The sequence below is a fragment of the Stenotrophomonas sp. C-A genome, assembly GCF_054030835.1.
Genome location: NZ_CM132916.1, coordinates 978,523 through 1,000,236 on the forward strand (window position 1 = coordinate 978,523; position 21,714 = coordinate 1,000,236).

At 66.4% G+C, this 21,714-nt stretch carries 13 protein-coding genes, 2 tRNA genes and 1 other RNA gene; 11 read left to right on the forward strand and 5 right to left on the reverse strand.

Annotated features, from left to right (window positions below; all coding sequences use genetic code 11):
- Nucleotides 1–3 precede the first annotated feature (3 nt).
- Both ACW5IY_RS04590 and ACW5IY_RS04595 read left to right on the forward strand, forming a co-directional pair.
- Nucleotides 4–94: transfer RNA gene (locus ACW5IY_RS04590), tRNA-Ser, on the forward strand.
- 241 nt (nucleotides 95–335) lie between these two features.
- On the forward strand, nucleotides 336–740 hold the full coding sequence (locus ACW5IY_RS04595; protein WP_046982834.1) for a DUF6165 family protein: 405 nt from the start codon (nucleotides 336–338) through the stop codon (nucleotides 738–740).
- An 18-nt stretch (nucleotides 741–758) separates the two neighbouring features.
- Here the strand turns inward: ACW5IY_RS04595 and ACW5IY_RS04600 are convergent, their stop codons facing one another.
- Nucleotides 759–1,805 (reverse strand): glycosyltransferase family 9 protein, encoded by a 1,047-nt coding sequence (locus ACW5IY_RS04600; RefSeq protein ID WP_049434295.1) that lies wholly within the window; start codon nucleotides 1,803–1,805, stop codon nucleotides 759–761.
- Nucleotides 1,806–1,825: 20 nt separating this feature from the next.
- On the opposite strand from ACW5IY_RS04600, the gene ACW5IY_RS04605 reads away from it, so the two are divergent.
- From ACW5IY_RS04605 to ACW5IY_RS04615, 3 genes are read left to right on the forward strand one after another with little or no spacing between them, the layout of a single operon-like run.
- The gene (locus ACW5IY_RS04605) at nucleotides 1,826–2,575 is read left to right on the forward strand and encodes a 3-deoxy-D-manno-octulosonic acid kinase (protein WP_049434296.1); all 750 of its coding nucleotides are present in this window, start codon (nucleotides 1,826–1,828) and stop codon (nucleotides 2,573–2,575) included.
- Nucleotides 2,575–3,342 (forward strand): MBL fold metallo-hydrolase, encoded by a 768-nt coding sequence (locus ACW5IY_RS04610; protein ID WP_049434299.1) that lies wholly within the window; start codon nucleotides 2,575–2,577, stop codon nucleotides 3,340–3,342. The genes ACW5IY_RS04605 and ACW5IY_RS04610 overlap by 1 nt, the downstream gene beginning before the upstream one ends.
- Complete coding sequence (locus ACW5IY_RS04615) at nucleotides 3,339–3,728, forward strand: nuclear transport factor 2 family protein (protein WP_053091847.1); 390 nt, start codon at nucleotides 3,339–3,341, stop codon at nucleotides 3,726–3,728. Before ACW5IY_RS04610 ends, ACW5IY_RS04615 begins: the two co-directional genes overlap by 4 nt.
- Nucleotides 3,729–3,805: 77 nt before the next feature.
- Here ACW5IY_RS04615 and ffs read toward each other — a convergent pair.
- An RNA gene (gene ffs / locus ACW5IY_RS04620) (signal recognition particle sRNA small type) lies at nucleotides 3,806–3,902 on the reverse strand.
- 300 nt (nucleotides 3,903–4,202) lie between these two features.
- Here ffs and ACW5IY_RS04625 point away from each other — a divergent pair.
- Nucleotides 4,203–4,520, forward strand: a complete 318-nt coding sequence (locus tag ACW5IY_RS04625; protein ID WP_010483859.1) for a DMT family transporter — start codon at nucleotides 4,203–4,205, stop codon at nucleotides 4,518–4,520.
- 359 nt (nucleotides 4,521–4,879) lie between these two features.
- Entirely contained in the window at nucleotides 4,880–15,787 is a 10,908-nt protein-coding gene (locus tag ACW5IY_RS04630) for an autotransporter-associated beta strand repeat-containing protein (protein WP_049434301.1), read from the forward strand.
- 57 nt (nucleotides 15,788–15,844) lie between these two features.
- Here the strand turns inward: ACW5IY_RS04630 and ACW5IY_RS04635 are convergent, their stop codons facing one another.
- The 3 genes from ACW5IY_RS04635 to ACW5IY_RS04645 form a co-directional block, all read right to left on the reverse strand.
- The gene (locus ACW5IY_RS04635; protein WP_049434303.1) at nucleotides 15,845–16,288 is read right to left on the reverse strand and encodes a GNAT family N-acetyltransferase; all 444 of its coding nucleotides are present in this window, start codon (nucleotides 16,286–16,288) and stop codon (nucleotides 15,845–15,847) included.
- A gap of 75 nt (nucleotides 16,289–16,363) precedes the next feature.
- Nucleotides 16,364–17,473 carry a DUF3667 domain-containing protein gene (locus ACW5IY_RS04640; protein ID WP_049434305.1) on the reverse strand — a complete coding sequence of 370 codons (1,110 nt, stop codon included), beginning with the start codon at nucleotides 17,471–17,473 and terminating at the stop codon, nucleotides 16,364–16,366.
- A 368-nt stretch (nucleotides 17,474–17,841) separates the two neighbouring features.
- Nucleotides 17,842–17,934 (reverse strand) — tRNA-Ser (locus ACW5IY_RS04645).
- Between the two features lie 144 nt (nucleotides 17,935–18,078).
- Between ACW5IY_RS04645 and dnaX the strand changes: the two genes are divergently transcribed.
- The 4 genes from dnaX to ACW5IY_RS04665 all read left to right on the forward strand — a co-directional run bounded on the left by dnaX (nucleotide 18,079) and on the right by ACW5IY_RS04665 (nucleotide 21,574).
- Nucleotides 18,079–20,139 (forward strand): DNA polymerase III subunit gamma/tau, encoded by a 2,061-nt coding sequence (gene dnaX / locus ACW5IY_RS04650; protein ID WP_049434307.1) that lies wholly within the window; start codon nucleotides 18,079–18,081, stop codon nucleotides 20,137–20,139.
- Between the two features lie 6 nt (nucleotides 20,140–20,145).
- Nucleotides 20,146–20,466, forward strand: a complete 321-nt coding sequence (locus tag ACW5IY_RS04655; RefSeq protein WP_004154630.1) for a YbaB/EbfC family nucleoid-associated protein — start codon at nucleotides 20,146–20,148, stop codon at nucleotides 20,464–20,466.
- An 82-nt stretch (nucleotides 20,467–20,548) separates the two neighbouring features.
- Nucleotides 20,549–21,148: a recombination mediator RecR gene (gene recR, locus ACW5IY_RS04660; RefSeq protein WP_049434308.1), complete on the forward strand. Its 600-nt coding sequence runs from the start codon at nucleotides 20,549–20,551 to the stop codon at nucleotides 21,146–21,148.
- A gap of 66 nt (nucleotides 21,149–21,214) precedes the next feature.
- Entirely contained in the window at nucleotides 21,215–21,574 is a 360-nt protein-coding gene (locus ACW5IY_RS04665; RefSeq protein ID WP_014646179.1) for a histidine triad nucleotide-binding protein, read from the forward strand.
- The last annotated feature ends 140 nt before the right edge of the window (nucleotides 21,575–21,714 follow it).

Below are 21,714 nucleotides of genomic sequence, written 5' to 3' on the forward strand. Positions count from 1 at the left end.
CCCGGAGAGGTGGCAGAGTGGTTGAATGTACCTGACTCGAAATCAGGCAGGCGTTTATAGCGCCTCGGGGGTTCGAATCCCCCCCTCTCCGCCAGATAAAGAAAAAGGGCTGCCGAAAGGCAGCCCTTTTTCTTTATCTGGCGCGGGACGCGACGCGCGTTGCGCGTCGCCCCACGCGTTGCTGTGCAACGCGTGGGCCCCTCCCTTTGCCGGCCTCTCCCCGCCCCTGTCGGGGCAGCCCCTCAACAGAGGGGCTTGTTCCTCCAGATGGATCTACCTGTCCCATCGCGAGCTGCGGGTTAAACTGCACGCATCACCTGCTGGAGCTTTTCCCCATGACCGCTGAAATCCTCGTCCCCGTTTCTTTCGGCGAGCTGCTGGACAAGATCTCGATCCTGCAGATCAAGTCCGAGCGCATCAGCGACGAGGGCAAGCTGGCCAATGTGCGCAAGGAGCTGTCGGCGCTGGAGCAGACCTGGATGGCACACCCGGCGGCGGTGAAGGACATCGCCAAGCTGCGTGCCGAGCTGAAGGCGGTCAACGAGCAGCTGTGGGACATCGAGGATGACATCCGGCTGAAGGAGAAGGCGCAGGCGTTCGATCAGGGCTTCATCGACCTGGCGCGCAGTGTCTACCTGCGCAATGACGAACGCGCGCGCATCAAGAAGGCGATCAACCTGGCGCTGGGTTCGGCGTACGTGGAAGAGAAGTCCTACCAGGATTACGCGCAGCGCGCGTAATCCCGGGCAGCCTGCCGCTCACCCCAGGTGGTCGGCGACGTAGCGTTCGAACGCAGCGATACCGTCTTCGACAGTGATCAGTTCCATCACATCGTCGAACTCGATCTTGGTGCCCCACTTCAGATCCGCGGCCTGCTTGGCCAGATACTTGCGCGCGGCATCATCGTAGCGATCCACGCAGTAGCGGCGGTCGGAATAGGGACCGCTGCGGTTCGGATTGCTGGCCGCATGCAGGCCCAGTACCTTGGCGCCCATCGCGTTGGCGATGTGCATCGGGCCCGAGTCCGGGGTCATCACCAGATTGGCGCGGGCCAGCAGCGCCGGCAGCTGCTTCAAGGTGTCCTTGCCGACCAGGTCCAGTGCAGGCGTGTGCAGCTGGGCCTGGATGGCATCGGCCATGCTGCGCTCCAGCTCGCTGCGGCCACCGCACAGCACTACCTGCCAACCGCGCTGTGCGGCGTGGTTGGCCACGGCTGCATAGCGGTCTGCATACCAGTTGCGGCGCACGTGGCTGGAACAGGGCGAGATCATCAGCACCGGGCGGCCATCGTCCTGCCATTGCGCGGCGGCCCACTCATATGCCGACTGCGGCACCGCCAGGTCCCAGCTGACCTCGGTCTGGCGCAGGCCAAGGGGTTCACAGAAACTGCCGATGGCGTCCAGCACATGGATGCCGGGGCGGTCGGGGATGCGCTCGTTGATGAAGAGACCGTGCAGATCCTTCGATCGGCTGCGGTCGTAGCCGATGCGACGCTCTGCGGGAATGAAGGCCGACAGCAGGTTGGCGCGGAACGCCACCTGCATCTGCAGCAGCGCTTCGAAGCGCCCCGGTGGCAGCTGCCTGCGCAGTTCCTTGACCCCGGCCATGCCGCTCTTCTTGTCGTAGGCATGGAAGGTGACGCCAGGCAGGCCGTCGAGCAGCTTGTGGCCGGCCTTGTCGATGATCCAGTGGATCGGCGTGTCCGGACGCGCAGCCTGCAGGGTGCGCACCAGGGGCACCACGTGGGTGACATCGCCGAGTGCGGACAGGCGCAGGAGGCACAAGGAGGAGGACGCTGATGCCATGTGTTGTTAGACTCAATGAAATGGTCGCATTCGACGCCAATGAAGCGCTGACGCCATGCCGCGAGGGCCGCGGCATCGGGGCCATTCTGTTCGACCGCGAGCGGCTGCGGCAAGCCGAGATCGGCCTGTTCTCGCCCCAGCACTGGGGAAGCAGGGCCCGGCCGGTGGGTGAGGGCGGCCGTGGCAGCGCCTGGTTGGTCGATGCGCCGTTCGGCCCCAGCGTGCTGCGCCACTACCTGCGCGGTGGCCTGGCGGCGAAGATCAGCCATGACCAGTACTTCTGGCGCGGCGCGGACCGCACCCGCAGCTTCGCCGAATTCCGGCTGATGCGCGCGCTGCGCGAGAAGAAGCTGCCGGTGCCACGGCCGCTCGCCGCGTTCTACATGCGCGAGGGCCTGCGCTACCGGGCCGCGATCCTGATGGAGCGGATCGAGGGTGTCCGTTCGCTGGCCGACCGTGCGCTGGTCGCTGGCCGGGGCGCACCATGGGAGGAAACCGGACGGCTGATCGCGCGCTTCCATCGTGCCGGCCTGGACCATGCCGATCTCAATGCGCACAACATCCTGTTCGACGGCAACGGCCATGGCTGGCTGATCGACTTCGACCGCGGGGTGATCCGCATCCCGGCGACCGCCTGGCGCGAACGCAATCTCAAGCGCCTGCTGCGCTCGCTGATCAAGCTGCGCGGCGAGCGCAGCATGGAAGACGTGCAGAAGGACTTCGCGCGGCTGCGCCGCGCCTATGACATGGCCTGGAACCGGGGCACCTGATGGATTGGTCGTTGCGTTTCCTCGGCGTCGGCAATGCGTCGGCGGTCGAGCTGGGGTCGCCGATGTCGGTGATCGAGCGGGACGGGCGTCCGTGGCTGACCATCGACTGCGGCGGTGAAGGCCTGACCGCGTTCAAGGCGCACTACGGCCACATGCCGCAGGCGTTGTTCGTCACCCATGTGCATCTGGACCACGTGGCGGGCTTCGAGCGCCTGTTCGTCGATACCTTCTTCAATGCGCACCGGCGCGGCAAGGTGCGCCTGTATGTGCCTGCCACGGTGGTGCCGCTGCTGCACAAGCGCATCGGGGATTACCCGAACGTGCTGGCCGAGGGCGGCGCCAACTTCTGGGATGCCTTCCAGCTGATCGTGGTGGGTGAGGCGTTCTGGCATGAGGGCGTGCGCCTGGAGGTGTTCCCGGTGCGCCACCATTGGCCGGAGACAGCCTATGGCCTGCGCCTGCAGGGCGCGCTGACCTGGAGCGGCGATACCCGGCCGATTCCGGAGATGCTGGCCCGTTTCGCCAACGACAACGAACTGATCGCGCACGACTGCGGCCTGCACGGCAACCCGTCGCATACCGGCGTGGACGACCTGGAGCGCGAGTACAGCGCGGAACTGCAGGCGCGGATGATGCTCTACCACTATGCGAGCGTGGCCGATGGCCAGGCGCTGGCTGCGCGGGGGCACCGCGTGGCGCAACCGGGGCAGTGCGTGCCGCTGGCCAACCCCACTGCACCGCACGTGCTGGCGCAGGATCCGCCGTGAGCGGCGCCGGCCAGCCCGCCGACGCGACGCTGGCCGCCGAACTGGAGGCGCTGGAACGCGCGCTGCATGCGCCGCAGGTGCGGGGGGATCGCGAGTCCCTTGCGGCCCTGCTGGACGAGGATTTCAGCGAGATCGGCAGTTCCGGCCGCTGTTACGACCGTGCAGCTGCGCTGGCGGAGATCCCGCTGGAACGGGCGCAGGTGCGGATCGAATCGGAGCAGTACGCGGTCTCGCTGCTGACGCAAGACCTGGCCCAGGTGCGTTATCGCAGCCGCTACTACCTGGATGGCCAGCCGCAGGGCTGGGTACTGCGCAGTTCGCTGTGGCGCCGGCACACACAGGGGTGGCGGGTAGTGTTCCATCAGGGCACGCCCGAGGCGCGGTAGCACCGGGCCATGCCGGCGCACGGCGCCAACCAAGGTTGGCATCTGCCAGAGGCGGGGCGTCGCCGGAAAAGGCGATGGCCCCGCCGGCTGACCTCGGCGCCCGCGTCGATCGATACCGTTGCTGCCTTCCGGCCCTGGCGGGATTTTCGACCTAGCGTCGCGAGGGGCCGACGGGGCCACCATAGAGACGTTGGCCGCCCAGTGGGCGGCCGGTTCACCGATCAGGGGAAGCAGCGCGCGATGCGCCGGAGACCACAGCCGGACTGCACATCGGCTGGCCGATGGCAGACGGCAACTATAGCGCAGGCAGGTACATCGACGCCAGCTTCGTGCACTGAATCGGCTGTAACCCGCGTCTGCTGGCAGCGCCCCGGGTCGACCGGCGTTGCTAGAATGCCGGCCAGGAGGAACGACCTCCCCCGCATCGGGAATCAATGACCAGGACGGCCTGGCCCTACCAAGAGGAGGGCTGTCATGGCCTGGATCTATCTGTTGTTCGCCGGCCTGCTGGAAATCGTCTGGGCCGTGTCCATGAAGCAGTCCGAAGGCTTCACCAAGCTCACCCCCACCGTGGTCACGATCATCGGCATGATCGCTAGCTTCTGGCTGCTGGCGGTGGCCATGCGCAGCCTGCCGTTGGGTACCGCCTACACGATCTGGACCGGCATCGGCGCAGTCGGCGCATTCGTGGTCGGCATCGTGTTCCTGGGCGAGCAGGTCAGCCCGATGCGGATCGGTGCAGCGGTATTGATCGTTTCCGGCCTGGTGCTGATGAAACTCTCCAGCAGCTGAATGCATTTACTTATGGCGGAGAAAGGAATCTCCGCTTTCTGCAGGTATATGCATTTTCGGCAAAACCATTTTGCCTTCCCGTTTTATTTGACGTACGTCATAAAAATAACGAGCGTGATTCACATGCCGCTGGCGCCATCGGCCGCACAGTGCCGCCATTCGTCATGCGAAATCGGGGAGTTTTCGCCTTGACGGGCGCGTTGGCCTGCCTGTTCCAGGTGCGGTCGCGTGAAGATGTGAAGATTTTCAGAAGTTAATGAAGGCAGGCCTTGTTCCCGTGTCGGGAGCCAGGGTGGGCCGCATTGTCTTCAAAAAAACCTGCCTGCAGTGCCATCCGGTCTTTTCATGGAGATTTACCGATGAACCGCATTTACCGTCTGGTTTTCAATCGTGCCCTCGGCGTAATGCAGGTTGCTTCGGAGGTCGCCCAGAATCCCGGCGGAAGTGCGGTCAGCGCGGCGAGGGTGCCGCGATTGCGGACGCACCAGTTGGCGGTGGCCCTGGCGGCCACGCTGGCCAGTGGATCTGCGTTCGCAGCGTGCAACACCGTCGGCAACACAGTCACTTGCCCGACAGGCTCAAGCACCAACTCGCTGGCCAACAGCATCAATGGCGTAACCCTGGATATCCAGACCGGCGCCCAGCTCAGCGTGCCGCCGATCGTGGGTGGTAGTGCGGTGACCCTGAACGGCAACGGCATTACCGTGAACAACCAGGGCACGGTCGATCCCACCATCAGCGGTGGCCTGAGCCTGGCGGCGTCGGGCATGGTGCTGGGCAACGCGACGGTCGGTGGCAACGCCATCAACGTGAACAATCTGGCCGGTGGTTCGATAAACGGCCTGGTCAATATCGCCTCCCTGCTCGGTTTCGGTGGACAGGCGTTGGTGGTGCAGAACGCTGCGGGCGGCACCAGCACCGTCGTCAACAATGGCTCGGTGAGCATGTCGATCTTCGGTGCGGGTCTGTTCACCGCCGCCGATGCCCCGGCCATTCTCAGTTATGGCGGCGCGCAGACCCAGTTCACCAATACCGGCAGCATCACCGGTCGTGTCGGCTTTGCCGGGTCCGCCTCGGCGACCAACGGCAACACCTTCCTCAACGCCGGAACGATCAACGGCAGCGTGCACCTGGGCAACTCTACGGCAGGCAATACGTTCACAGCGGTGTCTGGTTCCAGCGTGAACAACGCCGGCGTGGGTATCGCCGGTACCGTGGGTAGCGTGGGTGTCAATCTGGCGGCCGCGGGCCAGGTTGATGGCGGCTCGGCGAGCAACAACAGCCTGGTGCTGCAGAACAGTCCCTCTGGCCCCGGCTCCGGCACCGGTGGTGCGCCGACCACGGTGGGCTGGAACCAGTACGTCAACTTCCAGAAGCTGACGGTCAACAGCGGCACTTGGAACCTGCAGGGTGCGTGGGCGGGTGCGGGGCCGACGACGCTCAATGATGGCCTGATCAATTTCAACAATGCCGGTTCGTTCGGCACAGGGCTGTTCACTGCCAACGGCGGTGCCATCGCCTCCTCCACGGCCGGTCTGAACCTGACCAACGCTTTCAGCCTCGGTGGCAATCTGTCCCTGGCAGGGACCAATGCATTCGGCCTGAGTGGCGTGCTTTCAGGCGCTGGTGGGCTGACGGTCAACAACACCGGCATCGTTACTCTCGGCGGCGCAAACGTGTTCTCCGGCGGCGTCAACCTCAATGCGGGCGGCCTGCTGCTGGGCAATGCCGGTGCACTCGGCAGCGGCAACCTGACGGTCGGTGGCAGCGCCTCGCTGGATACGACGGCTGGCTTCAACCTGGGCAACAATCTGGTGATCAACGGCGGGGGCTCGCTGAACCTGCTGGGCAGCAATGCGCTGACATTGAGTGGCTCGATTTCCGGTGCCGGCAACGTGACCAAGAACGGCGCGGGCACGCTGACCTTGAATGGTGCCAATTCGCTGACCGGCAACTTCAACCTGGCCGGGGGCGCGTTGGCGCTGGGCGCGGGCGGCAGCCTGTCGCCCACCGGTGCGATCACGCTGGGCGTTGGCACCAGCCTGGATCTTTCAGCGGCGACCAACCAGACCATTGGCTCGCTGGCCGGCCTCGGCGGTTCGGTCAATCTCGGCAGCCACACGCTGACCCTGGGTGGGCTGGGCAATACCAGCTTCAGCGGCACGTTCGCCGCAGGCACCGGTGGCCTGATCAAGCTCGGTACCGGCGTGCAGACCCTGTCCGGCGTCAACAGCCTCACTGGCGGTGTTGCGCTCAACGCAGGTGGCTTGTTGCTGGGCAATGCGGCCGCGCTGGGAAGTGGTACGTTCTCTGTCGGCGGCAACACCACCTTCGACGGCACCACGGCGCTGGCGTTGACCAATGCTGTCAGTCTCGGATCGGGCGCCAACCTGAATCTGCTTGGCGGGCAAGCGCTCACGTTCAACGGGGTGATCAGCGGCGCTGGCGGCCTGATCAAGAATGGCGCGTCAACCCTGACGCTCAATGGCGCCAATACGTTCGTTGGTGGGCTGGCGTTCAATGCCGGCAGCCTGCTGCTGGGCAATGGCAGTGCGCTGGGAACCGGTGCCTTGAACGTCGGCGGAGCCGTGACCCTCGATGGCAGCTCGGCGTTGAGTGTGGGCAACAACATCAATCTCGGGGCAGGTGGCTCGCTCGACATTCTGGGAGGCAACACACTGACGTTGGGCGGTGTCATTGGTGGCTCCGGCAGCCTGGTCAAGAACGGCGCCTCCACGCTGACGCTGGGTGGGGCCAACGCGTTCACCGGCGGCCTGAACGTGAACGCAGGCAAGGTGGCGCTGGCCAGTGGCGGCAGTCTGGCGGCCACCGGGGCGGTGAGCCTGGCGGGGGCCGGCGCCGAACTGGATATCTCACTCGGCGGCAACCAGACCATCGGTGCACTGTCTGGCATCGCCGGCAGCACGGTGACGCTGGGCAGCAGCACGCTCACCTTCGGTGATGCCACCAACCAGACCTTCGCCGGCGTGATCGGCGGCACCGGTGGCCTGATCAAGCAGGGCAGTGGCATGCAGACGCTGACCGGCGCCAATACCTTCAGCGGTGGGGTGAATCTTGCGGCCGGCGGCTTGGTGCTGGGCAACGCCGGCGCGCTGGGAAGCGGTGCGCTGACGGTCAGTGGCAACGGTTCGCTGGACACCACTGCTGCGCTCAACCTGGGCAATGCGATCAACCTCGGCGCGGCGCTGACCCTGCCGGGCAGCCAGAACCTGACACTGGGCGGCAACATCACCGGCACCGGCAGCCTGGTCAAGAATGGCGCGTCCACACTGACCTTGAACGGCACCAATACCTTCAGCGGTGGCTTGAGCGCAAACGCCGGCGCCCTGCTGCTGGGCAACAGCGGCGCACTCGGCACGGGGACGCTGGGCATTGGCGGAAACGTCTCGCTCGATGGCAGTGCACCGCTGAGTCTGGGCAACAACGTGGCACTGGGGGCGGGTGCCGCGCTGTCGCTGCCAGGCTCGCAGGCGATCACGCTGGGTGGGGTGGTGTCCGGTGCGGGCAGGCTGGTGAAGAACGGTGCCACTACTTTGACCCTCAATGGCGCCAACACCTTCGGCGGTGGGTTGACCGTCAACGGTGGCGGCCTGCTGCTGGGCAATGCCGGTGCGTTGGGCACCGGTGCGCTGTCGGTGGGCGCCAATACCACGCTGGACAGTTCGGTGGCACTGAATCTGGCCAACGGCGTCAATCTTGGAACTGGGGCAGTGCTTGACCTGCTGGGCAGCCAGAACGTGGCGCTGGGCGGTGTCATCAGCGGCACCGGCGGTCTGGTCAAGAACGGTGCGGCGACACTGGCGTTGAACGGGCCCAATAGCTTCAGTGGGGGTGTTGGCCTCAACGCGGGTGTGCTGCAGCTGGGCAATGCACTGGCATTGGGTACCGGTCAGCTGGACGTGGGTGGCAACGCTTCGCTGGACGCCACAACGGCGCTGACCGTAAGCAACAACATCGGCCTCGCTGCCGGTGCCAACCTCTCCGTGCTGGGCAGCAATGACCTGACGCTCACTGGTCCGGTATTCGGTGCCGGTGGGCTGATCAAGGACGGCGCGGCACGTCTGACCCTGAGCGGTGCCAACCTCTATGCCGGCGGCACCACCATCAATAACGGCACGCTGGCGTTGGGCGCAGGCGGCAGCCTCGCCGCTGGCGGTGATGTCACCCTTGGCAATGTCGGCGCAGGCTTCGATATCTCCGGCGCCAGTGGCAACCAGACCATTGCCGCGCTGAACGGCGTCACCGGAACCACGCTGACGCTGGGCGGCAATTCGCTGACCTTCGGCACCAATGCCAACACCACCTTTGATGGCGTGATCAGCGGCACGGGTGGCCTGGTCAAGACCGGTACCGGCATCCAGACGCTGTCCGGTGCCAACACCTTCAGTGGTGGCCTGGCACTCAATGCCGGCGGCCTGCAGCTGGGCAATGCCGATGCGCTGGGTACCGGGCCGCTGGGCATCGGCGGCACCGTCAGCCTCGACAGTTCGGTGGCGTTGAACCTCGCCAACGCGGTGAACTTCGGTGCCGGCACCCAGCTCACTCTGGGCGGGACCAGTGACGTTGCACTCGGCGGCGTGCTGAGCGGCAACGGCAGCCTGATCAAGAACGGCGCTGGTCTGCTGACACTCAACAACACCAACACGTTCGGTGGCGGCCTGACCTTGAACGGCGGCAGCCTGGTGGTGGGCGCCAACGGTGCGCTGGGTACCGGCACACTGGCGGTGAACAACAGTGCCTCGCTGGATGCCGGCGCCGCGGTGACGCTGGGCAACGCAGTGAACCTTGGCTCGGGCGTGGCACTGACCGTGCCGGGCAGCAACGCGCTGACCCTGGGCGGCATCGTGTCCGGCAATGGCAGCCTGATCAAGAACGGCGCCGCCACGCTGACACTGGACGGTGCCAACACCTACAGCGGTGGTACCACCATCAACGCCGGTACCTTGGCGCTGGGTGCGGGTGGCAGCCTGGCCGCCGCAGGCGACGTCACGCTCGGCAATGCCGGTGCGGGCTTCGATATCTCTGGTGCAACCGGCAACCAGACCATTGGTGCGCTCAACGGCGTGGCCGGAACCACGCTGACGCTCGGTGGCAATTCGCTGACCTTCGGCACCGCAGCCAATGGTGCCTTCGATGGCGTGATCGGGGGGGGCGGTGGCCTGGTGAAGGTCGGTGCCGGGGTGCAGACCCTGTCCGGTGCCAACACCTTCGGTGGCGGCGTGACGCTCAATGCCGGCGGCCTGGTGCTGGGCAATGATGCGGCGCTGGGTACCGGCGCACTCACCGTTGGCGGCGCGGCCACGCTGGATACCACTGCACTGGCGACGCTGGCCAACAACGTCGTGCTCAATGCCGGGCTGACCGTGCTGGGCACCAACGCGCTCACCCTAAATGGTGTGCTCTCCGGTACCGGCAGCCTGACCAAGAACGGTGGCGCAACGCTGACCTTGAACGGCATCAACACCTACACCGGTGGTACCAACGTCAACGCCGGTACGCTGGCGCTCGGCGCCGGGGCCAGCCTGGCCGCAAGCGGTACCGTCAATCTCGCCAGCGGCGCCACGCTGGACCTGTCGGCCGGCAACGGCACGCAGGTGTTTGGCACGCTGGTTGGCAACGGTACGGTCAACCTCGGTGCCAACAACATCGAAGTGGGCAGCGCTGCCAATGGCACCTTCAGTGGCTCGATCGCAGGCACCGGTGGACTGACCAAGGTCGGCAGCGGTATCGAAACACTGACCGGCATCAACACCTACACCGGCGGCACCACCATCAACGCCGGCACGCTGGCGATCGGTGCCGGTGGCAGCCTGGCGGCGACCGGTGCGGTGAACGTCGCTGCGCCAGGTGCGGGCTTCGACATCTCGGCCTCCGGCGCCAACCAGACCATCGGTTCGCTGTCCGGCGTGGCCGGCTCGACGGTCAGCCTGGGCGCCAACTCACTGATCCTGGGGGGCGTCAGCAGCAGCACCTTCGATGGCGCGATTGCCGGTACCGGCGGTTTGGTCAAGAACGGCGCGGGTATTCTCACGCTCGGCGGCGCCAACCTGTTCAGCGGCGGCGTGGCCTTGAACGGTGGCGGGCTGGTGGTCGGCAACAACGCTGCGCTCGGCAGCGGTGCGTTGACGGTCGGAAGCAACGCGACACTGGATGCATCGACCGGCGTCAACCTGGCCAACAACATCAACCTCGCATCGGGTGCCAACCTTGATCTGCTCGGCAGCCAGGCGCTGGCGCTGGGCGGCGTGATCTCGGGCACGGGTGGGTTGATCAAGGACGGTGCGGCCACCGTAACCCTGAGCGGTGCCAACACCTACACCGGTGGTACCACCATCAACAGCGGCACGCTGGCGATCGGTGCCGGTGGCAGCCTCGCCGCGACCGGCGCGGTGAACCTGGCCGGCACCGGCACGCTCGACATCTCGGCGGGCAACCAGGCCATCGGTTCGCTGGCCGGCGTGGCCGGCAGCACGGTGGCACTGGGCGGCAGCACGCTGACCCTGGGTGGTACCGTGGACAGCACCTTCAACGGTGCGATCAGCGGCAATGGCGGCCTGATCAAGAACGGCGCAGGCGTGCAGACGCTCAATGGCGCCAGCACCTTCAGCGGTGGCGTGGCGCTCAACGCAGGTGGCCTGGTGGTCGGCAACAACGCTGCGCTGGGCACCGGTGCGGTGACGGTTGGAGGCGCGGCTACGCTCGATTCGAACACCGCGGTGACGCTGGCCAACAACTTCATCCTCAACAACGGATTGACCGTACTCGGCAGCAACAACCTCACCCTCAACGGCAACCTGAGTGGTACCGGCAGCCTGACCAAGGAGGGAGCAGCGACGCTGACCTTGAACGGCACCAATACCTATACCGGTGGCACCAACATCAACGCCGGTACGTTGGCACTGGGCGCCGGCGCGAGCCTGCACGCCAGTGGCATCGTCAACCTGGCCTCGGGTGCGACCTTCGATCTGTCGGCGGGTAGCGGCACGCAGCAGTTCGGTACCCTGATCGGCAGCGGTACGGTGAATCTGGGCGCCAACACGCTGACGATCGGAGGCGCCACCAATGGCACCTTCAGTGGTTCGGTGGCGGGCTCCGGTGGCCTGGTCAAGGAAGGTTCGGGCACCCAGACGTTGACCGGCACCAATACCTTCACCGGTGGCACCACCATCAACGCTGGTACGCTGGCGATCGGCGCCGGTGGCAGCCTGGCTGCCACGGGTGCGGTGAATCTGGCCAACGCCGGTACCGCCTTTGACATCAGCGCGGGTGGCCCGCAGGCCATCGGCTCGCTGGCAGGCGTGGCCGGCAGCACCGTGGCGCTGGGTGGCAGCACGCTGACACTCAATGGCGTGGGCAACACTACGTTCGCTGGTGACATCACCGGCACCGGCGGCCTGGTGAAGAACGGCGCTGGCATCCAGGGCCTGACCGGCAGCAATACCTTCAGTGGCGGCGTGGCACTCAACGCCGGTGGCCTTGCCTTGGGCAACAACGGTGCACTGGGAACCGGCACGCTGACCGTGGGCGGCAATGCCAGCCTGGACGGCACCACCGCGCTGACCCTGGCCAACACCGTGCAGCTGGCCAGCGGCACGCTGACCCTGGCCGGCAGCAACGCGCTGACCTTGAACGGCCCGATCAGCGGTGCTGGCGGCCTGCTGAAGGATGGCGCAGCAACGGTCACCCTGGGCGGTGCCAGCACCTATACCGGTACCACCACCCTCAACAGCGGCACGCTGGCGGTGGCGGCTGGTGGCAGCCTGTCCGGTGCCAGCACGGTGAACCTGGCCGGCGCCGGCACGTTGGACATCAGTGCCGGTGGCAGCCAGAGCATCGGAGGCCTGGCCGGCGTGACCGGATCCAGCGTGGTGCTGGGGGGGGCGACCCTGACCACCGGCGGCAACAACGGCAGCACCACCTTCGGCGGTGTGCTCAGTGGCACCGGCGGTCTGGTGCAGAGCGGTACCGGCACGCTGACCCTGAGCGGCGACAACACCTATACCGGTGGCACCACCATCAACGGTGGTAGCACGCTGCAGATCGGCAACGGCGGCAGCACCGGTTCGGTGCTGGGCGACATCACCAACAATGGCAGCCTGGTCTACAACCTCGGCACCACGGCAACCGTGGGCGGCGTGGTCAGCGGCAGCGGCGGCCTCACCCAGGCTGGCAGCGGCACACTGGTGTTGACCGGCAACAACACCTACACCGGCGGTACCACCATCAATGCCGGTGGCACGCTGCAGATCGGCAATGGCGGTGCGACCGGTGCGATCGTCGGTGACATCACCAACAACGGTGTGCTGGTGTCCAGCGTGGCCGGCAACACCACGCTGGGCGGCACCATCAGCGGCGCTGGTGGCCTGACCCAGGCCGGTGCCGGCACGCTGACCCTGACCGGCAACAACACCTATACCGGCGGCACCACCATCAATACCGGTGGCACGCTGCAGGTCGGCAATGGCGGTGCGACCGGCGCGATCACCGGCAACGTCGCCAACAACGGCAGCTTGGTGTTCAATGTCGGTGGCAACACCACCGTCGGCGGTGCGATCAGTGGCAGTGGCGCGCTGACCCAGGCCGGTGCCGGCGTGCTGACCCTGGTCGGCAACAACAGCTACACCGGCGGCACCACCATCAATGCCGGTGGCACGCTGCAGGTCGGCAACGGCGGCGCCACAGGTTCGCTTGCCGGTGACATCACCAACAATGGTGCGTTGATTTCCAACGTGGCCGGCAATACCGCGCTGGGCGGCACCATCAGCGGTACGGGTGGCCTGACCCAAGCGGGCAGTGGGTCGCTGGTGCTGACCGGCACCAACACCTACACCGGCGGTACCACCATCAATGCCGGTGGCACGCTGCAGCTTGGCAACGGCGGTGCGACCGGCTCGATCGTCGGCGACGTCACCAACAACGGCACGCTGGTGTCCAACGTGGCGGGCAACACCACGCTGGGCGGCACCATCAGCGGCAGCGGCGGCCTGACCCAGGCCGGCAGCGGCACGCTGACCGTGACCGGCAACAACACCTATACCGGCCCGACCACCATCACTGCCGGTGGCACCCTGCAGGTGGGCAATGGCGGCGCGACCGGTGCGATTGGCGGCAGCGTCACCAACAACGGCAGCCTGGTGTTCAACGTGGGTGGCAACACCACCGTCGGCGGTGCCATCAGCGGCAGCGGTGGCCTGACCCAGGCCGGCACCGGCACGCTGATCCTGGGCGGCAACAACACCTATACCGGCGGCACCACCATCAACACCGGCGGCACGCTGCAGGTTGGCAACGGCGGCGCGAGCGGATCGATTGCCGGCAACGTCAGCAACAACGGCAGCCTGGTGTTCAACGTAGGTGGCAACACCACCGTTGGCGGCACCATCAGTGGCAGCGGTGGCCTGACCCAGGCCGGCAACGGCACCATCACGCTGACCGGCAACAACACCTACACCGGCGGCACCACCATCAATGCGGGTGGCACGGTGCAGGTCGGCAACGGCGGGGCCAGCGGTTCCATCACCGGTAACATCACCAACAACGGTGGCCTGGTCATCAACACCGGTGGCACCACCACGCTGGGCGGCACCATCAGCGGTGGCGGCAGCATCGTGCAGTCCGGCCCGGGGGGCTTGAACCTTGGCGGCAACAGCGGTGGTTTCAGCGGTACCGGCCAGGTCACCGGCGGTGGCCTGAATGTCACCGGCAACATCGGCGGCCAGTGGACCATCGGCAGCGGCACCACGCTGTCCGGCACCGGCACCATCGGTGGCACCGGCGGTGGCGTGACTGTATCCAGCGGCGGTGTGCTGTCGCCGGGCAATGGTCCGGGCAACGGCAGCGGTGCGGGCAATGGCACCGGCACGATCACGGTGGGGGGCAACCTGACCCTGTCGCCGGGCAGCACGCTGGGCATCGATCTGGGTGCCACCGGCAGCGACACGGTGCAGGTGGGCGGCAGTGCCAACGTGGGTGGCAGCACCGTGCAGGTGAACACCATTTCGCCGAGCACCAGCTACCAGCAGGGCCAGCAGTACACCGTGGTCAATGCGGGCGGTGGGGTGAGCGGGCAGTTCGCCTCGGCGACCACGCCGTCGGCCTTCCTGACCATCACCCCGGTCTATACCGCGAACACGGCCAACCTGCAGATCGACGTGGCGCAGACCGCGGCATTCACCACGGCGGCGAAGACGCGCAACCAGTACAGCACCGCCGCAGCGCTGGACAGCCTGCCGCAGAGTGGTTCGGCACTGGGCCTGTACAACACGCTGCTGATGTATGACGCGGGTACCGCGCGCGCTGCCTTCGACCAGCTGTCCGGTGAAGTGCATGCGGCCAGCCGCGCGGTGCTGCTGTACGACAATTACCTGGAAGAGGGTATCCGCCAGCGTCTGGGCAGTGAGTTGCCGACGGTGCGGGGCGAGCGTGCTTCGGCGTGGCTGGCCGGCAGTGGCAAGGTGTTCCGCCAGGACGGTGACGGCAACGGCGATGACATCCGCTCCAACCGCAATGCGCTGATGGCGGGCGTGGACTGGCAGCTGGGCGAGCACGTGGTGCTGGGTGCGGCCGCAGGCAACGAGCGGCTGGATACGCGCCTGTACGATCGCAGCTCGCGGGCCCGCCTGCGTGGCAACACGTTCGGCCTGTATGCACAGGGCCAGTGGAACAACGGCTTCGCGGTGGGTGGCAGCGTATCGCGCGGCGACTACCGTACGCGCACCACGCGTGAGGTGCCGCTGCTGGGCCAGACCTTGTACAGCCGCCAGGACTCGGATGTGACCATCGCGCAGGTGGAGGGCAGCTGGACCTGGACCCATGGCAAGACCCAGTTGCAGCCGTACGTGCAGTTCACCAAGCACTGGGTCGACAGCGATCGCGCAGTGGAGCAGGGTGGCGCTGCTGCACTGGAGCTGGAAGGCGGCAAGGACACGCTCAATGTCAGCACCGTGGGCGTGCGTGGACGTTGGGATGTGGGCAGCGGCGAGCGCTTCCCGGCACAGCTGACGGTCGGCCTCGGCTGGCAGCACGCCTCGGGTGACACCGATGTGGCCAGCCGCAACCGCTTCGCCGTCGGTGGCAATGCGTTCGACGTCTACAGCGCGGTGATGGCACGCAATGCGCTGGTCAGTCAGGTGGGCGTGGCGGTTGGGCTCGGCCGCAACAGCCAGCTGTCGATGTTCGTGCAGGGCCAGCACGGCGATGGCCGCCGCGATGTTGGCGGGCAGATCAACCTGCGCGTGGGCTTCTGAGGGGAGCGGGCCAGCGGTAGATCCACGCCCTGCGTGGATGGGGCCGGGGCGGGAGCGCTAGAGTTCCCGCTCCATTTCCACGGCGTCGATCCCGGCGCCGTGCCCATCGGGCACGATCCGCGTCACCTGGAAGCCCAGCCCGGCATAGAAGCCCTGGGTGTGCTGGCTGGTACTGAGCGCGATGCGCTTGATCGAGGGATCCGCTTCGGCCTGGCACAGGCGTGCCAGTGCCAGTTCGCGTCCCAGCCCCTGCCGGTGCAGCGCGCGCTGCACCATGCCCCAGCAGAAACCGGCACTGCCGTCGCCGCGTCGCGACAGGCCACCACAGGCCACGATGCTGCCATCGCGCTCGATGACCTGGAATGCACAGTCCGTGGCCTGTTCGCGCAGGAAGCGTTCAAAGTCGCTGCGCTCTTCGGGCGCGAAGTAGGTGGGTACGTTGCTGTCGAAAATCGACAGGCAGGCGCTGGCATCGGTGGGGTAGTAGAGGCGGAGGTTCATGGGCCCACGATAGACGATCGTCAGTAGATCCACGCCATGCGTGGATTCATGGGCGTGATGCCCTGCGTGTATCCCTCAGGCCGAGATTCCCGCCAGCACCGCATACATCACCACGAAGCTCACCAGGAACAGGTAGACGCCGCCGATGGCCAGGTAGCGCAGCACGGTCAGCGCCTTGTTGCCGCCGTACACGCGTTGCTGCATCCACAGCAGATAGACCGGTACTGCCAGCCACAACAGTGCATACAGCCATTGGCTGACGGCGCCGAATGCGGGTGATGCGAGCGCGCTGCTGATGCCGGCGATGAGGAAGGTTGTCAGCAGCACCATCATCAGCCAGCAATGGCTGTACAGCGCCACCACCAGGTGTTCCAGATAGCCCATCGCGCGCGGAATGTAGGCGACGCGCAGTACCAGTGCGAACACCGGCATCAGGAAGAACAGGGCGCCTGGTAATGCGGTCAGGATCGCCTGCATGTACAGATCGGTCTTGCCCCCCATGCGCTGGATGTTGGCGTTGCCGTTGTGCAGGCGCTTGTTGAGCCAGTTGTTGGCGAACCGGGGCCAGCCGGTCATCACGATGGGGTTGGTGTCAGCGTCCCACGGTTTACCGTTGACGGTGTGGCTGAAGAAGGTGCCGCGCTCCGTCGCGGCGGTCTCCTTTCCGGCACCGGTGAGCTCGGCCTTGCGCTGCGCGGCTGCGGCATTCACTGCAGCCCTGGCCATGGCGAAGCCGGCGTTGCCGGTGGCGGGTGAGTTGGCCTGCTGGCGATCGATCGTCGCAAGCTGTTCCGCGCGCGCGGCCTCGACCTGCTCCACGGTTGTGGCCCTGGTGTACGCCGAACCGCTGCTGCCGCCCATGTGGATGTCGTCGACATGCACGAACAGCTTGCCGATGAAGAACGTAAACAGGGTGAGGATGACGAACAGGCGCAATGGCTGTACGTATCCCACGCGACGCCCCTTGAGATAGTTCAGTGCGATGCGGCCGGGTACCCAGAGATCACGCAGGGTGCGGAAGATGCGCCCATCGAGATGCCAGAAGGATTCGAACACTTCTTCGATGGCATGGCCCACGTGCTTGAGCGGGTTGTGCGCCGATTGCCCGCAGCGATGGCAGTAGTGGCCGTGCAGGGCAGTGTTGCAGTTCTCGCAGGCGGCGTGAGCGCTGTCGATCGAGCTCATGGGCAATGGGCCGGGCGTCGGTTGAAGGCACCTACGATAGCGAATTTTCAGGATTCGTTCAGTTTTGTTTTGGGGTGCTATCGAGCGTGCGTAAGGCGATCAAAAGCATCCACGCATGGCGTGGATCTACTGATGGGTCTGGAGGAACAAGCCCCTCTGTTGGGGGGCTGCCCCGACAGGGGCGGAGAGAGGGGGGATTGTCGGGTGCATCCATGCACCCGATCCCGGCGCGCTGCGCACCGGGACCCGCCTGCGGCGGTCCGGTTCTGCTCCTGCAGAACCGTCGAACCCCGGCGGGGCTTCTCTCGCCCGATGCTCTCCGTCAGACAAATAAAAAAGCCGCCCACTGGGCGGCTTCTTCATTTATCTGGCGGAGAGAGGGGGATTCGAACCCCCGAAGCGCGGTTTAGACGCTTACACACTTTCCAGGCGTGCTCCTTCAACCACTCGGACACCTCTCCGGATCCCTGCCATCGGCAAACGCCTCAGCAGGGGCGCAGATTCTAGCGGGCTGCGCGGCACTTCACAAGCACCCCAGCCAGGAGCCTGCGAAGGACGTGCCGGAGGCGAGGGGGCTGGACAGGCATGGCACAATGGAACATCCGATGGAAAACGGTGGCCTGATGTCCTACCTCGTCCTTGCCCGCAAGTGGCGTCCGAAGCGTTTTGCCGAGCTGGTGGGCCAGGAACACGTGGTCCGTGCGCTCAGCAACGCGCTGGACAGCGGCCGGGTCCACCACGCGTTCCTGTTCACCGGCACCCGCGGCGTGGGCAAGACCACCATCGCGCGCATCTTCGCCAAGTCGCTGAACTGCGAGCAGGGCACCAGCGCCGATCCGTGTGGCCAGTGTGCGGCCTGCCTGGACATTGACGCCGGCCGCTACATCGACCTGCTGGAAATCGACGCCGCGTCCAACACCGGTGTGGATGACGTGCGTGAGGTGATCGAGAACGCGCAGTACATGCCCTCGCGTGGCAAGTACAAGGTCTACCTGATCGACGAAGTGCACATGCTGTCCAAGGCGGCGTTCAATGCGCTGCTGAAGACGCTGGAAGAACCGCCGGAGCACGTGAAGTTCCTGCTGGCCACCACCGACCCGCAGAAGCTGCCGGTTACCGTGCTCAGCCGCTGCCTGCAGTTCAATCTCAAGCGCCTGGACGAGGACCAGATCCAGGGCCAGATGACCCGCATCCTAGCGGCAGAAGAGATCGAGGCTGACGGCAGCGCCATCGTGCAGCTGGCCAAGGCCGCTGATGGCAGCCTGCGTGACGGCCTGTCGCTGCTGGACCAGGCGATCGCCTACGCCGGCGGCGCGCTGCGCGAGGACGTGGTGCGCACCATGCTGGGCACGGTCGACCGCACCCAGGTGGCAGCGATGCTCGATGCGCTGGCCGAGGGTGATGGCCCGCGCCTGCTGCAGGTGGTGGCCGCGCTGGCCGAATTCTCGCCCGACTGGAGTGGCGTGCTGGAAGCATTGGCCGAAGGCCTGCATCGCATCCAGGTGCAGCAGCTGGTACCGGGTGCCGCAGCGGCTGCCGAAGGCCTGGACGCGACGGTGTTCGCCGAACGCCTGCGCCCGGAAGTGGTGCAGCTCTGGTACCAGATGGCCTTGAATGGCCGTCGTGACCTGCCGCTGGCGCCGAGTCCGCGCGCGGGCTTTGAAATGGCCGTGCTGCGCATGCTGGCGTTCCGTCCGGCTGCGGCAGTACCGCCAGTGCCGAAGTCGGTGGACGGTGCAGGCAATGCGCCGGGCGGCAATGCTGCCGGGGGCGGCAGCGGTGCGGGTACCCACGAAGCGGCGCCGGCGACTGCCGCCGCTTCGGCAAGCCCGACCGTGGCAGCGCAGGTTGCCGCTCCGGTGCAGGCCGCGCCGCGCGAACCTGAACCCGAACCGGAGCCGGTCCCGGTCCCGCAACCCGACCCTGAGCCGACGCCGGAGCCCGAGCCGGTTCCGGTGGAGGAGCCGGTGTCGCCGCCGCCGGTGAAGGCCGAAGCAGCGGCGCCGCCATCCGTTGAAGCAGAAGCGGGCGACGACCTGCCGCCGTGGGCCACCGACGAAGCAGAGGCGCGTGACGAGGCGCTGGCGGCCGAGATGGCTGGGCCGGACGCCGCCATGGTGGCGCCCTGGCATGAACCGCCAGCTCCCGTCGCGGCTCCCGGCGAGCCTGCGCCGTCCGAGCGCCCGTTCCGCACTGAAGGCATTGCCATCGCGCCGGCCGAGCCCGCGCCAGTGCAGGGGACCGCGCCGCTGGAAGGTGTCAGCGACCTGGCCAGCGCCGAGGACTGGCTGGATCTGGTTGCCAACAGCGGCCTGAGCGGCCCGTCGCGGCAGCTGGCGGCCAACGCTGCCTTCATCAGTTGCCAGCACGGGACCTTGAAACTGGGCCTTTCGCCCGGATTTGAATACCTGCGCTCGGAGCGCGCGCTGGCCGCCCTGGGCGAGATGCTGGAGAAGGCCCTCGGCCAGGCGCCGAAGATCGTGGTCGAGACCGTGGAAACCGAACACGTTCCGGCCGAGACCCTGCACCAGCGTGCCGATCGCCAGCGTGGCGAGCGGCAGCAGGTGGCAGAGGCTGTTTTCATGGACGATCCGGAAGTGCAGGTGCTGATCCAGCAGCACGGCGCCCGGGTTGTTTCCGATTCCATCCGTTCTTTTGACGAGTAAGACACTATGCGCGGCAACATCGCCCAACTGATGCAGCAGGCCCAGAAGATGCAGGAAAACCTGCAGAAGGCCCAGGAAGAAATCGCCAAGATCGAAGTGACCGGCAGCGCCGGTGGCGGCATGGTCAGCGTGACCCTGACCGGTGCCAAGGAATGCCGCAAGGTGCGCATCGACCCGTCGCTGGCCAGCGACCCGGAGATGCTGGAAGACCTGATCGCCGCCGCCTTCAACGATGCCTCGAACAAGATCGATGCCGAGTCGAAGTCGAAGATGGGGTCGGCCACCGCTGGCATGCAGCTGCCGCCGGGCATGAAGCTGCCGTTCTGATTTTCAGCGTGGCACCCGTGTAACCGGGTGCCACGGACCCTGTAGCTGTCGAGCCTGCTCGACGCCATCAAAGCATGCCGCCGTGTCCGCACCCCTGCTTGAACAATTGATCGACGCGTTGCGGGTGCTGCCTGGCGTCGGCCAGAAGACGGCGCAGCGCATGGCCTACTACCTGCTCGAACGCGAGCGCGAAGGTGGCCAGCGTCTGGCCGAAACGCTGGCGCTGGCGGTGGAACGCATCGGCCACTGCGCGCAGTGCCGCGATTTCAGCGAAACCGAGCTGTGCCCGACCTGTGCCAACAGCAGCCGCGAGCGCAGCCAACTGTGTGTGGTCGAATCGCCGGCCGACCGCCTGGCCATCGAAAACGCCACCGGCTTCCGCGGTGTCTACTTCGTGCTGCAGGGCCGCCTATCGCCGCTTGATGGCATCGGCCCGCGCGAGCTGGGCCTGGAGCAGTTGGAGCGACGGCTGGCCGAAGGCGAGGTGCAGGAGCTGATCATCGCCACCAGCGCCACTGTCGAGGGCGAGGCCACCGCGCATTACCTCGCGCAGCTGGCGCGCGCACGCAAGGTGCAGCCCAGCCGCCTGGCGCAGGGCCTGCCGCTGGGCGGCGAACTGGAATACGTCGATCGTGGCACGCTGTCGCACGCGTTCGGGACGCGCAGCGAATTCCGCGATTGAGCAACGGCCGGCATGGCCGGGCGTGAGCGGCCTACAATGCGGGAGACATCCCCGCCGAGGCCGACCATGAGCAACGAAACCCTCTTCAGCAAGATCATCCGTCGCGAGATCCCGGCCACCATCGTCTACGAGGATGACGAGGTGCTGGGCTTCAAGGACATCGCACCGCAGGCGCCGGTGCACGTGCTGTTCATCCCGAAGAACGAGATCATTCCGACCCTGGATGACCTGCAGCCGTCGCAGGCGCACCTGATCGGGAAGTTGGCGCTGGCTGCCGCCGAGTACGCGCGCCGCGAAGGCTTCGCACAGGACGGCTACCGCATCGTGATGAACTGCCGCGAGGATGCCGGCCAGACCGTGTTCCATATCCACATGCATCTGCTGGCCGGTGCGCCGCTGGGGCACTTCGGTACCCCGGGACGTTGAGCGCCCGGTATCCACGCATGGCGTGGATCTACCGTTTCCCGGCGTAGATCACGCATGAGCGCCAGGAGCGCCCCGCTGTAGATCCACGCCATGCGTGGATGAAAAAAGGCCGCCCGAGGGCGGCCTTTTCCGTCATGCCT

Excerpts from the sequence above, each read along its gene's own strand:
- ACW5IY_RS04625 (WP_010483859.1), top strand. The coding sequence starts at position 4,203 with ATGGCCTGGATCTATCTGTTGTTCGCCGGCCTGCTGGAAATCGTCTGG.
- ACW5IY_RS04605 (WP_049434296.1), top strand. The coding sequence starts at position 1,826 with ATGGTCGCATTCGACGCCAATGAAGCGCTGACGCCATGCCGCGAGGGC.
- ACW5IY_RS04640 (WP_049434305.1), bottom strand. The coding sequence starts at position 17,473 with ATGAGCTCGATCGACAGCGCTCACGCCGCCTGCGAGAACTGCAACACT.
- dnaX (WP_049434307.1), top strand. The coding sequence starts at position 18,079 with ATGGAAAACGGTGGCCTGATGTCCTACCTCGTCCTTGCCCGCAAGTGG.
- ACW5IY_RS04595 (WP_046982834.1), top strand. The coding sequence starts at position 336 with ATGACCGCTGAAATCCTCGTCCCCGTTTCTTTCGGCGAGCTGCTGGAC.
- ACW5IY_RS04600 (WP_049434295.1), bottom strand. The coding sequence starts at position 1,805 with ATGGCATCAGCGTCCTCCTCCTTGTGCCTCCTGCGCCTGTCCGCACTC.
- ACW5IY_RS04630 (WP_049434301.1), top strand. The coding sequence starts at position 4,880 with ATGAACCGCATTTACCGTCTGGTTTTCAATCGTGCCCTCGGCGTAATG.
- ACW5IY_RS04635 (WP_049434303.1), bottom strand. The coding sequence starts at position 16,288 with ATGAACCTCCGCCTCTACTACCCCACCGATGCCAGCGCCTGCCTGTCG.
- ACW5IY_RS04610 (WP_049434299.1), top strand. The coding sequence starts at position 2,575 with ATGGATTGGTCGTTGCGTTTCCTCGGCGTCGGCAATGCGTCGGCGGTC.
- ACW5IY_RS04655 (WP_004154630.1), top strand. The coding sequence starts at position 20,146 with ATGCGCGGCAACATCGCCCAACTGATGCAGCAGGCCCAGAAGATGCAG.
- ACW5IY_RS04665 (WP_014646179.1), top strand. The coding sequence starts at position 21,215 with ATGAGCAACGAAACCCTCTTCAGCAAGATCATCCGTCGCGAGATCCCG.